Genomic DNA, 10946 nt, shown 5'->3' on the forward strand with positions numbered 1-10946 from the left:
TCGGTGACGGTGGCTGCAACTTTCGTTTCCGTGCCGCGCCCTAACCATTCACCACCACGAGAAGGAGACAACCATGACGACCAAAAGAAGACAGAAGCCAGCCAACAACAACCGCCCGCAGCCGACGCGGCCCAGCAATTACGAGTTCATGCCGTACACCGGGACCGGCACGGAAGTCGTCGACGATCTGACCACGGGCACGGTACCAAGCTGGCGGCTGATGCAGATCGCGCGCTGGCATGATGCCAAGCACGCCGGCCGCAACGGGCGGATAGCCAATATGCTGCGTGCCGTGGCAGGGATGCAGGATGATGCGAGGGCTGCGGCGTGACACGCCAGCCAGCGAACGACAACAAGCCGGCGGGGAGCGTTTATACGCTCTCCGAGGCAGCCGACCACCTCCGCCTCACAACGAGAGGCGTCGCCAAGATAGCGAAGCAGCACGGCCTTTGCATGGTGCGAGGCCGTGACATACTACTGACCGACAACGACATTGAAGCTATAAAGGATGTACTTCGATGCCCCTCAAACTCTACAAGCGTGGTAAAGTCTGGTGGATCACCGGCACCGTCCATGGACAGGCTATCCGAGAGTCTACGCGAGCTCACGACAAAGAAGTCGCGGAAGCGATCAGGATCAAACGCGAAGCGGGCCTAGTCAGCGATCACGTGTTCGGGCCGAAAGCAACGCGCACGTTCGCGCAGGCCGCGGAATCGTATCTGAAAGCTGGCGGGGAGATGCGATACATCGGCACGCTTGAAGGCGGGCTGCTCAAGCATTTCTACAACAGTCCACTCAAAGACATCCAGCAGGACGACCTCGACGCGGCCGGCCGCACCCTCTACCCGACCGCTCTCCCTGAGACGCGCAACCGCCAATGCTATACGCCGTTCATTGCCGTCTGGAACCATGCGGTAAAGAACGGCTGGGCTGATATGCGCCTCTGGTCGCGACCGAAGAAGCCGAAGGGCACGAACGTCGTGCGGCTGGCAAAGCGCCGCGCCGGTACATTCCCCGTTGAATATGAGCACGCCGCTAGGTTCATTGCGGCGATGTCGCCAGGACCGGCCACTCTCATGACGGCGCTATTCTACACCGGCATGCGACCAATCGAGATATTTGCCTTGGAGGCCAACGAAGTAAACATCGCTGGCCGATGGATCACGCTTACGAAGACAAAGACCGGCGAGCCGCGCGGCATCCCAATTCACGAGTTCCTTGCGCCGATTTTGGAATCGCTCCTGAAGCGAAACTCACTGGCGGATGACGCGCGCCTCTTCCGGACGCCGAAGGGCGAGCCATATGAGGCAATCGTAAAGCTAGATGAAGAAGGCGGGGGCGGCGGACTGAAGACCGCAATCAACGGCGCTCGCCGTAGGTCAGGCATTCGGGACATCGCGCCATACACTGGTCGCCACTCGTGCTCGACTGGCCTCGTCGTCGCTGGCGTGCACCCGCACATAAAGGATCAAATACTCGGCCACGCAGCGGACGATATGAGCAGGCACTATACCAACGTGCCACAGGCGCCCCTGATCGAGGCAATCAACAAGCTGCCAGTTCCCGATCTTTGGAAATCCTTACCGTGGGTTGATAACGCCCTTGAGTGGTCTGGCAGGTTCGCCGAGGGAATGGGCAAGAGGACGGATTTGGAGAAGAGGAGGGAAGCGTGAGAAGCGATAGACATTGGGAAAACAACCAAGAAAATGTCACCGGCCGCGAGATACTCATTGAGGAGCTTGGCGCTAGCGAAGCCGGCAGAATATTGGTTGCGCTCGGAAGGAAGGGATGGGGTCTTTGGCCTACTGCTGATCGCCGCAAAGTCCTTGAGCAAGAACTTGATGCCGACAGGCTAGAGCGTCACGGAAAATTAATTCGCAGCGCAGCGTCGAGACTAGCGGAAGGGCGATATGGGGAACCGACACAGCTATCAGAAGATATATTGGAAATTCCAGTTCGTCCTCCGCTAAAGAACAAAACAGAATGGCGAGATAGGTGCCCGCACCTGGAAGGCGGAAAGCTTCAGGACGAATAACCCGCTCCGGCGGGTTTCTTTTTGCCAACTCACCTCATTTGTACAAAACTTGTACACGCGAATTCTTCAGGCACCGCTTCGCCATACTATCCAAGGAGAAATAGACCTTAAACAATTCCCTTGGTAAGGGTGAGGTCGGTGGTTCAATCCCACTCGGCAGCACCAGTTTTCTTGTGGGGCACATGCCCTCACCGACTGTATAAGTCGGTTTGAAAATGCAGACAGAGCAAAAACCTCAACAGATTGAACTCGCTCCGCTGGAATGCTGTGAATATTTGCAAAGGACAGCCAAACCCGGTGACAGCAAAACGAATTGAACGCGCATTCGATCGACAAACCGACGAAGCCACGAGATCGTTCAAGCTCTCTAGGCAGGGCTAGCCCGTAGCCACTCGTTGTGATTGAATGCTGCGCGCAGGAGTTGGGAGACTTCAATGCAGGCAGATTTGATCTATGACGTTGGTGTAAACGACGGGTCGGACTCCAGCTATTACCTGGGAAAGGGCTTTCGCGTTGTCGGCATTGAAGCTCATCCAGGTTTAGCGCAAACGCTTCAGCAGCGATTTTCATCCGAAATTGCTGCTGGACGATACACTTTGCTAAACCTTGGTGTGGCCGACCAAGATGGTACCATGCCATTCTGGGTTTGCGACGATGTATCGGAATGGTCGTCATTCAACCGAGACATCGCTTCCCGCGATGGTTCCCGGCACCATGAGGTGCACGTCTCAACGCGACCGTTTATTCACATTTTGGCTGAGCACGGCGTGCCCTACTATTGCAAGATCGATATCGAAGGGAACGATCGATTTTGTCTTGATGGAATATCTCCGAACGACGCGCCTGCGTTTGTTTCGATCGAAATGTCCCACCGGAACGGAAGTCGCGATTTGGCGCAACTTGAGGCATTGGGATATCGTCGTTTCAAGATATTGAATCAACTTAATTTCACTCCAGCGCTCCCCTGGTTAGTTTCGCTATCGCGACCAGCAAGAGTGAAGCGGCGCTTGGATCGGTTCTACTCGTCGCGATTTGGCAAGCGCGAGGACGAAGGATGGGTATTCCCGCCTGGATCGTCAGGGCCCTTTGCAGACGGAACCCCTGGCCGATGGCAGTCCCTGGCACAAGCCATTGCAACATGGGGGAAACTTAAAAAAATATCCGACAAAGCCGGATCGCTCAACGTTTGGTTCGACATCCATGCCACCCGGTAGTGGGAGCATTAGAAGGAAAGAAGCGAACACCAAGCCAAGATTACACCGACGCATCGGCCAGCATCAACTGGGCTTGCTTGGCATATTCTGTGTAAGCATACGGTGAAGGCCGCAGGTCAGGCCGCTTGAGCGTTGATGGTCGGCGGTGTCCAATTCCACGGAAGTAGTTGCTCCAGCCTCGTAACTGGCGTTTCGGCGATGCGGGCCAGAACGTCGGCAAGCCATGCCTGCGGATCGATATCGTTGAGCTTCGCCGTCATGATCAATGTGGCCATGAAGGCGGCACGATCTGCACCGCGGTCTGATCCAGCGAAGAGCCAGGACTTCCTGCCAAGTGCGAAGCCTCGCAGGGCTCGCTCGGCGGCGTTGTTCGTCAGGCAAATCCGGCCGTCGTCTAGGAATGACGTGAAGCCATCCCATCGCTTGAGCATGTAATCGATCGCCTCTGCGACAGGAGAACTGCGCGACAGTTTTGCCCGCTCGGTTTGAAGCCAGGCCTGCAGATCGTCGACGAACGGCAGGCTGTCTTTACGTCGACGCTCCAAGCGTTGATCAGCGGGAAGACCGTTTATATCCCGCTCGATATTGAACAGAGCGTCGATCCGTTTTACGGCTTCCAGCGCCATCGGCGAGATCGGCGCGGCGTTCTTTCCACGCTTGGCGTTCGCGGCAATGTCAGCGAGCACGAAGAATTTGCGCCGCGAGTGAGCCCAGCAAAGTGCCTGCGTCAGGGGACCGGGATCGCGGTCTACCTTGAACAACGGATTGTAGCCACCATAGGCATCCGCCTGCAGAATGCCGGTGAAGGTCTTCAGGTGGCGTTCCGGATGCTCCTGCCGTCGATCTCGCGAGGCATAGTAGAGGCCGGCCGGCGGTGAGAGGCCTCCGAACGGTCGATCGTCCCGGACATAGGTCCAGATGCGACCCGTATCGGTCTTTCCCTTCGCCAGGATTGGCACGGTCGTGTCGTCGCCATGCAGACGTTCGGCGGCAAGGACATGCGCTTCGATCAGAGAGTGAAGTGGCTTCAACGCCGCGGCGCATGCTCCGACCTGATCGGCCAGTGTCGACAAGCTGAGGTCTATACCCTCGCGGGCATAGCGTTCGCTTTGGCGGTTGAGCGGCTGGTGCTGGGCGAACTTCTCGAACAGGATCATTGCCAGCAGGTTCGGCCCTGCAAAACCGCGGGGCGTCACATGGAAAGGTGCTGGTGGCTGCGTAATCTTCTCGCACTCGCGGCAAGTGAACTTCTCCCGCACCGTCTGGATAACCTTCCAATGGCGCGGAACGACCTCCAGGGTCTCGGTGATGTCCTCACCGAGCTTCGACAGTTTGGTCGATCCACAGCAGGCACACTTCGTGGGAGCGGTGATGAGGACGCGCTCGCGTGGCAGATGTTCAGGAAACGGTTTGCGTGATGGGCGCTTGCGCTCGAAGGCTTTGACGGCTGAGGCTTTGGCTGCGATTTCCGCGGCCAATTCATCTTCACCGGCGTCTGCTTCGAACTCCTCGAGCTGCAGTTCCATCTGCTCGAGGAGCCGCGCCTTACGCTCGGACCGGCTGCCGTAGAGTTCGCGGCGAACCTTGTCGATCTCCAGCTTCAGTCGCGCGATCAGCGCTTCGGAATGCGATACGAGTGCGTTTGCGCTGGCGGCTTCTGCCTTGGCAGTCGCTGCTTCAGCCTCGGCGGCAATACGCCGAGCGCGTTCCTGAGCCAGCAGTGCAAGTGCACTGGAAAGGTCCTCCGGAAGCTCTTCGGTCGCATTGCTCATGACAGGATGGAATCATATTCGACCCTGTCATTCCAGTGTTTTGCTTATCCGGCCGACGTCGGTCGCCAGGTCCTTTGCGGCATCCGCCAGTCGATACCCTCCAGCAGATAGCCGAGCTGCGCAGGTGTGATCACCACCGTGCCATCGGCTGCCGATGGCCAGATGAAGCGTCCGCGCTCCAGCTTCTTCGTGAACAGGCAAGCTCCCTGGCCGTCATGCCAGATCACCTTGATCAGGCCACCACTGCGGCCGCGGAATACGAACAGGTGCCCGCACATCGGGTCGCGCTTCAGCGCCTCCTGCACCATGAGCGACAGACCTGGGAAGCCCTTTCGCATGTCGGTATGGCCCGTCGCCAACCAGACCTTCACGCCACTCGGAACCGGGATCATCGACGACCCAGCACACAATCAAGAATGCGGCCAAGCGCTTCCGTGTCGATGTCGCTATCCACGCGGACACGACGGCCCCGACCCAGCTCAATCGTTACATCGCTGCGCTTCCGACGAGGATGGGATGTGGTGAGCGGTTCCGGTTGAAGGGGAGAGACTGCCGGCGCGGTCTCGGACACGATCACCGGCACCAACGTGGTTGCCATCCCGGCCTTCGGCTCCTCGATCCGGCACAGCTCCTTACGCCAACGGAACAGCTGGCTGACATGGATACCGGCCGCGCGAGCAATCTCAGAGATAACCGCGTCTGGTTCGAAGCAGGCAGCGACGAGGCGCTCTTTGTCTTCGCGTGACCAGCGCCGACGACGCTCTACGGACGTGATAACCTCAACGCGATGCTTCGTCATATGACTACTCCTAGTGTTACCACTAGGACTGCCAGTCAGCAGCCCGTCATCGCAAGACGGCCTTCACCGGGGGCTTACTATTCTGTCGGCGTGAGATGGATAGTATCAAACGGATCGGTGTGGCCGTTACCAGTGTCGCGTCATGAGGCGGAAGAGCATCACGACAAGCTGACGGCGTTCACGGCCGGTACATCCCATCACATTACGGGTTGGTGGGCGACAGCATGGGAAAGCGACTTTCAACGTCACTCCGCGGGAGATGGCGTGGCGTGTCGAGTCTGTCTAGCCCTAAAAAACCGCTTCGCCCAGTTGTTTATGGGCCACTCAAAATAGTCAAACGAAAACCAAGCGACGGCCAATGTGACGGGCAAGCATAGGCAAAGCGCCAAGCCATAGATGAGTTTGCTTTCTGCCAAACCTTGTTGCTGCAAGAAGACAGCCCATGCAATCAAAATCGGCATATGAATTGCGTAGAAGCCATACGATCTCCTACCCGGTTCGACAAAAACAGGATGGCGAAAGATCCTGCCAAAAAAGCCAAGGACCGGGTTATTCGGCCACGCCGCGGCAAGAACGAAAAAGCACCAGATTGCCACAGGGATCGGCTCATATGTCAAGACAAACAAAACAGCCGCTCCGGCAACCGCTAGGCCAGGGTTTTTAGTCAAATTTTCAAAATGCAATGCAGTCAGAATACCGACTATGAAGAACGACAGACGTTGAGGCAAGAACGACGGAATTTGCGAGAACTCATGTACGAACAGCTTTGGGCCGATAAATGCGATGGCAGCAATTAACCCGACCCAGACCCAGTTTCGATCAGGCCTTGCGAAAGCGGCGACGATAAACGGCGCTACCAGGTAAAATTGCCACTCAAGCGAGAGGCTCCAAAGGGCCCCATTGAATGTGAGTGCAGCACCATACAGCAGACGATCAGGTACCAGACCATGAAACATCGTGATGTGCGCCAACAGATGAGCAACGAAACTTGTCTGTTCGCCTTCCGTGCGGGCAGCGATGCGGGAGATATCGCCGGGATTTGCCCAATTCAAGCTGTTGAGCAAATCCGGATAAAGGTGTGATGTAGATATGCCGAGAACTAGAGCTATCGCGTAGATCGGGTAGATGCGGAAAAATCGCTTCCCCATGTAGTCCCAATACGGTACGGGACTTCTCATTAAGGATGTCGTAATTGCAAAACCGCTGAGCATGATGAATACGGTCACGGGATGCTGACCGTTAGCCATCAGCCCCAGGATACGACCGTCGTGCTTTCCGCTAATGAATAGAATATGACTAATATACACCCAGAGCGCCATGAAACCCCGGAGCGAATCTAATTCTCGGATTTCTTTCATCAGTTATCCGTCAATTGTTTTCGACAAGCGACGTGTATCACGATCGCCCGTTTTTGCCAGCGAAGATGTCATTCTGCTCCGCGAAACGCGCCATGCGCTCAAAGGATCTGTGCCTTCCAGGCGTCAATTATACTCTAGGCCGCAGCAGCTTGAGGTTTTCGTGTCAGCTTTTTGCCGATGGCCTGCCCAGGTAGCTCGATGAGCCTATAGCCAATAAATGAGAGTGCATAGACGAGCGGAATCGTGACAGTCAAAGTCACCAACCAGCGGCCCGAATTACTCATCGGAGCGTTGGCAATAAGCCAAGCTACAACTGGTTGCATGATCAACAGATGGATCAGATACGCCCCAAAAGACAGCTCTCCTAAATAGCCGAAGAACTTGTTCCCCAAAAACGAGTTGGCCCAGCGCGCCGCGGTCGCTGCAGAACCGGGAAAGCGGTCTGCGTGCACAAGCGTAAAGAAAAGCACAACGAGGGCAACGCGCACACCCTCATGGAGGATCGTCATATTCCCCCCGACGGGAATCAAAACAAGCAAGAGAGCCAGACCGAAAGATAAATATGCCCGCCGATGCGGCATCCAGAGCGCGCCCGCCAACAACATTCCCGCCGCGAAGACATGCATCTTCAGCGGAAGGAAAGACGGCATAGGAAAGTAGAAGCGATGCTGGACGACCAAAGCGGCCACGTTCGCCAATAACACGGTGATGAGCAGTCCCTTCAACCAGCCGAGCCGACCGACCACAATCAAAATGAAGGGGAGTGCCGCATAAAACTGCATCTCCAGTCCAATACTCCAATCAGGAAGCGCCGTTCGGAACGCGTAGCTTGGCATCAGCCCAAATAGGAAGGAAAAGTGCATCAGATAGTTCCGGAGGCTATCGTCAAGGTACCTGTTGGCCGCCTGGGGTTGAACGCCGTTGAACGCGTCGATCACCATACGCGCATCGTAGATCCGAGAGCCAAGGACGAGCGCGATCACCAGCATGATGTAGTAGAGTGACGCAATACGGAAAAACCGACGTATCCAGAAGAATGCCCACGTCTCGGGACTTTCCCATGGCTCTACCGCCTTCCGTCTCTGGTAGTGAAAGACCATGAGGAAACCCGAGAGCATGATGAAGAGGTCAACGCCGAGATCGGGATCTCCGATTATGGGCACATGGAACCCTGTCAGGATATGTGCGTGCCCGATAAGAACCCACAGGGCTGCCAAACCCCGCAGACCGTCAAGGCATTCAATCCGCCTGCCGCTGCCCATCACGCTCATAACGACCTCTGTTCGCCCGAAGATTGTGGGACGGTATCAGCTCAGTCCACGACGGTGAAGGGTCAATCTCTTCGCGCTCCTAAGCGAGGCTAGCGACAAGCGGGAAGCAGGACGTTGCCATTGGCGCAATCGGGAATTTCAGTTACTTCGAGATAATAGGATATGAACGGGGAAAACTGCCAGAGTTCGAACAGTTCTCCGGTTAGCACCAATTCTTCATCTAGAATTGGTGCGTGAGGTCCTAAATGAACTCCATCGAACACACCTTCTACATACCAATGGTCAAACCTCTCCGCCAAGATATAGACGTCGAGATCGATTACCGAGCTTTGACCGTACCGGCTCAAGGTCGCCTGCAAATATTCCCGCTGCAGTCTTGGGATGGCGTCTATGGAAATACGCATTAGGGCATCTTCTGTTGAGAGCCCTGCGCCGTGAGCGAAAACCGGCATAACCAGCGCCCCACAGAGAAAAGCAGCCTGGATCAATTTTCGATCTAAACCCACGTCGAGCCCTCAGCTTTCCGAGCATGGTAGCGTTGGCAGGGCTCCGCCGCCATACAACTTATTTGCGACCGCTAAAAATTCCTCTTGGTGAACGTGCGTGCGCAAGCTGACATTTCGCCTCATCGGCAACCAACGATTCACCATTGTTGACCGCGAAAATCACGCTAGAATGTCTGTTACGGCGGCGTCTCCCCCGGAGGAATACGGAGGCTCTGCACCCTTTGTTTCTATCGGCAATCGTGGAGGAGCATCGATGGCAACTGAAAAATGGACCAGCCCGGTGACGGTCGGTTTCGAAGGTGCTAACGCGCGAACGGTCAACGGGCCGTTCGATGCGTTGAAGTGCCTGGCGGATTTCTGGCCGAATGCGCGCGGGCTGCGTTACATCAAGGCCCGCAGCACCTGCCGGGCGGCACTCGACGGGCGCAAGAGCGTGGAAGAGGCGAGAGCCGAATTTCTGGCCGCCGCCGAAGAGGCGAAGCTGCATTTGCATTAGCGCGCCGCGGGTCCGTCAGGACACGCAAACACGCTCCATGATTTCGAACTGGCCTTTCGGTCAGGATTTCCGGCGTACCGGCGGGTAAACGGAGCGCGCCGGAATGGGACATTGCTTTAATTTCTTTAACCCTGGATCGAAGCTGTGCCGTATTTTGGCGCAACGGGCGTTGCGCCCAGTGCAACTGTCTTCATAGAAGACGCCCAGCCATCATGATGATGGTCAGAGGCTCGTCACCTCTGCGGCAACGCAGGCGAGCCTCGTTCGAGCAAGCCGGATGGCTCAGCAGGCGGCACCACCCTCATCCTCCACCTCGATATAACCGACACCGATGATCGTGCCGTCGCCCGCGCGGATGAAGGACGGCAGGTAATGGGGCTCGGCCGGTTCGCAGGCGGCCGTCCCCGCCGTCCCGGTATATTCGTTGAGGGCGATCTGGTCCTTCGGCAGCGCGGAATAATTCGCGCCGGTTTCGAGCGATGCATAGGCGGAGCCGGCAAAGACAGCGCAAGCCGATATCAAGGTCGTGGAGAGGCGAAGAAGCAACCGCATGATGGTCTCCAGCGTTTCGATCCGGCGTTTCAACACGCGGGAGGGCAGTTGGTTCCCTCAAGCCCGCAACAGGCGACTGCGCACATAAGCTCGGCCGACGATGCTCTCGGCAATCCCGACGGCACGCTCGACATCGCTGCGCCGATGCACGAAACCCTCGAGAATGACATAGGGCCCCGACGTAGTGACGATGATTTCCCCGGCGTCGAGATCGCCGGCCGCATGCAGGGCGCTCTCGACCGAGGCGCGGGTCGCCGCATCGCCGTGACCTTCCCGGCCGGAATCACCATGCTCCATGAATGCCGGAAACCCAAGCACCTTAAACCTCTCCCGCGATTGGTCGATCCGGGTTAACGCGGCGGCCAGGCATTTCGTTGCGGGCTGAGCCGGCAGCCCTTGGCGAAAGACGCCACGATTTCCATATCTGGTGCAGTCGAAAGAGGGATGACGAGGATGAAAGCGCTTCTGCCCGCTCGATTTTCCGCAGCATTGTTTGCCGGGGTTTTGCTCGCCGGCTGCTCTTCGGCCGACAGCCCGGCGCTGGACCCCATTCCCGGCAGCATCACCTATGGCGGCCAGCCGCGGACGAAGCTCACCAAATCGCCGATCGGCAGCGCCGTCCATCACCAATTCTACAACGGGACGGGCCAGCGGGTGGAAGAAACCTATATTCTCCAGCCGGATCGCAGCCTCAAACTGGTGCGGCGCGTGGTCGGCCCGGATTTCCCGGATTGAGGCTTGCAGCGCTAAAGCACGTCGCGTCAAATTTGAATCATGTGACGTGCTTTAGGTCTTTGTTTTACGCATGTCGTTGTCGCAAAACCGCTGCACACTTTTGCGCGACATGCTCTAGCAGGCTGTTGAAAAAGAAGCTGGCCTGGAGGCTTTCGCCGTGATTCACTCGCTCGTCGAGTTTTGGAGTGATGCATGCGCGGCGGCGATG

The 10946-nt window shown here is 57.0% G+C and carries 14 protein-coding genes; 6 read left to right on the plus strand and 8 right to left on the minus strand.

The window, feature by feature from the left end; all coding sequences use genetic code 11:
• Nucleotides 1-73 precede the first annotated feature (73 nt).
• The 4 genes from GGD57_RS08160 (at nucleotide 74) to GGD57_RS08175 (ending at nucleotide 3249) form a co-directional block, all read left to right on the plus strand.
• Complete coding sequence (locus GGD57_RS08160) at nucleotides 74-331, plus strand: hypothetical protein (protein WP_184468554.1); 258 nt, start codon at nucleotides 74-76, stop codon at nucleotides 329-331.
• A gap of 187 nt (nucleotides 332-518) precedes the next feature.
• Nucleotides 519-1673: a tyrosine-type recombinase/integrase gene (locus tag GGD57_RS08165; protein WP_184468556.1), complete on the plus strand. Its 1155-nt coding sequence runs from the start codon at nucleotides 519-521 to the stop codon at nucleotides 1671-1673.
• Nucleotides 1670-2035 (plus strand): hypothetical protein, encoded by a 366-nt coding sequence (locus GGD57_RS08170; protein WP_184468558.1) that lies wholly within the window; start codon nucleotides 1670-1672, stop codon nucleotides 2033-2035. Before GGD57_RS08165 ends, GGD57_RS08170 begins: the two co-directional genes overlap by 4 nt.
• Before the next feature lie 434 nt (nucleotides 2036-2469).
• Nucleotides 2470-3249 (plus strand): FkbM family methyltransferase, encoded by a 780-nt coding sequence (locus GGD57_RS08175; protein WP_184468560.1) that lies wholly within the window; start codon nucleotides 2470-2472, stop codon nucleotides 3247-3249.
• Between the two features lie 116 nt (nucleotides 3250-3365).
• Here the strand turns inward: GGD57_RS08175 and tnpC are convergent, their stop codons facing one another.
• The 6 genes from tnpC to GGD57_RS08205 all read right to left on the minus strand — a co-directional run bounded on the left by tnpC (nucleotide 3366) and on the right by GGD57_RS08205 (nucleotide 8955).
• On the minus strand, nucleotides 3366-5021 hold the full coding sequence (gene tnpC / locus GGD57_RS08180) for an IS66 family transposase (protein WP_184468563.1): 1656 nt from the start codon (nucleotides 5019-5021) through the stop codon (nucleotides 3366-3368).
• A gap of 44 nt (nucleotides 5022-5065) precedes the next feature.
• Complete coding sequence (gene tnpB / locus GGD57_RS08185) at nucleotides 5066-5413, minus strand: IS66 family insertion sequence element accessory protein TnpB (protein WP_184468565.1); 348 nt, start codon at nucleotides 5411-5413, stop codon at nucleotides 5066-5068.
• Nucleotides 5410-5820 carry an IS66-like element accessory protein TnpA gene (gene tnpA, locus GGD57_RS08190; protein ID WP_184468567.1) on the minus strand — a complete coding sequence of 137 codons (411 nt, stop codon included), beginning with the start codon at nucleotides 5818-5820 and terminating at the stop codon, nucleotides 5410-5412. Before tnpA ends, tnpB begins: the two co-directional genes overlap by 4 nt.
• 245 nt (nucleotides 5821-6065) lie before the next feature.
• Nucleotides 6066-7178, minus strand: a complete 1113-nt coding sequence (locus tag GGD57_RS08195; protein ID WP_184468569.1) for an acyltransferase family protein — start codon at nucleotides 7176-7178, stop codon at nucleotides 6066-6068.
• Between the two features lie 134 nt (nucleotides 7179-7312).
• Nucleotides 7313-8449, minus strand: coding sequence for an acyltransferase family protein (locus GGD57_RS08200; protein ID WP_184468571.1), 1137 nt, complete (start codon nucleotides 8447-8449; stop codon nucleotides 7313-7315).
• A gap of 89 nt (nucleotides 8450-8538) precedes the next feature.
• Complete coding sequence (locus tag GGD57_RS08205; RefSeq protein ID WP_184468573.1) at nucleotides 8539-8955, minus strand: hypothetical protein; 417 nt, start codon at nucleotides 8953-8955, stop codon at nucleotides 8539-8541.
• A 253-nt stretch (nucleotides 8956-9208) separates the two neighbouring features.
• On the opposite strand from GGD57_RS08205, the gene GGD57_RS08210 reads away from it, so the two are divergent.
• Entirely contained in the window at nucleotides 9209-9451 is a 243-nt protein-coding gene (locus tag GGD57_RS08210) for a DUF982 domain-containing protein (protein ID WP_184468575.1), read from the plus strand.
• A 282-nt stretch (nucleotides 9452-9733) separates the two neighbouring features.
• On the opposite strand, the gene GGD57_RS08215 is transcribed toward GGD57_RS08210, so the two are convergent.
• Nucleotides 9734-10003 (minus strand): hypothetical protein, encoded by a 270-nt coding sequence (locus tag GGD57_RS08215; RefSeq protein WP_184468577.1) that lies wholly within the window; start codon nucleotides 10001-10003, stop codon nucleotides 9734-9736.
• Nucleotides 10004-10060: 57 nt separating this feature from the next.
• A complete protein-coding gene (locus GGD57_RS08220) occupies nucleotides 10061-10321 on the minus strand; it encodes a BON domain-containing protein (RefSeq protein ID WP_184468579.1) in 261 nt (86 codons plus the stop codon).
• 135 nt (nucleotides 10322-10456) lie between these two features.
• Here GGD57_RS08220 and GGD57_RS08225 point away from each other — a divergent pair, with 135 nt between their 5' ends.
• The gene (locus GGD57_RS08225; RefSeq protein WP_184468581.1) at nucleotides 10457-10738 is read left to right on the plus strand and encodes a hypothetical protein; all 282 of its coding nucleotides are present in this window, start codon (nucleotides 10457-10459) and stop codon (nucleotides 10736-10738) included.
• Nucleotides 10739-10946 lie beyond the last annotated feature (208 nt).

The organism is Rhizobium esperanzae, assembly GCF_014197615.1.
Classification (GTDB): Bacteria; Pseudomonadota; Alphaproteobacteria; order Rhizobiales; family Rhizobiaceae; genus Rhizobium; species Rhizobium esperanzae_A.

Excerpts from the sequence above, each read along its gene's own strand:
- GGD57_RS08165 (WP_184468556.1), top strand. The coding sequence starts at position 519 with ATGCCCCTCAAACTCTACAAGCGTGGTAAAGTCTGGTGGATCACCGGC.
- GGD57_RS08200 (WP_184468571.1), bottom strand. The coding sequence starts at position 8,449 with ATGAGCGTGATGGGCAGCGGCAGGCGGATTGAATGCCTTGACGGTCTG.
- tnpC (WP_184468563.1), bottom strand. The coding sequence starts at position 5,021 with ATGAGCAATGCGACCGAAGAGCTTCCGGAGGACCTTTCCAGTGCACTT.
- GGD57_RS08175 (WP_184468560.1), top strand. The coding sequence starts at position 2,470 with ATGCAGGCAGATTTGATCTATGACGTTGGTGTAAACGACGGGTCGGAC.
- GGD57_RS08195 (WP_184468569.1), bottom strand. The coding sequence starts at position 7,178 with ATGAAAGAAATCCGAGAATTAGATTCGCTCCGGGGTTTCATGGCGCTC.
- GGD57_RS08225 (WP_184468581.1), top strand. The coding sequence starts at position 10,457 with ATGAAAGCGCTTCTGCCCGCTCGATTTTCCGCAGCATTGTTTGCCGGG.
- GGD57_RS08160 (WP_184468554.1), top strand. The coding sequence starts at position 74 with ATGACGACCAAAAGAAGACAGAAGCCAGCCAACAACAACCGCCCGCAG.
- tnpB (WP_184468565.1), bottom strand. The coding sequence starts at position 5,413 with ATGATCCCGGTTCCGAGTGGCGTGAAGGTCTGGTTGGCGACGGGCCAT.
- GGD57_RS08210 (WP_184468575.1), top strand. The coding sequence starts at position 9,209 with ATGGCAACTGAAAAATGGACCAGCCCGGTGACGGTCGGTTTCGAAGGT.
- GGD57_RS08215 (WP_184468577.1), bottom strand. The coding sequence starts at position 10,003 with ATGCGGTTGCTTCTTCGCCTCTCCACGACCTTGATATCGGCTTGCGCT.
- tnpA (WP_184468567.1), bottom strand. The coding sequence starts at position 5,820 with ATGACGAAGCATCGCGTTGAGGTTATCACGTCCGTAGAGCGTCGTCGG.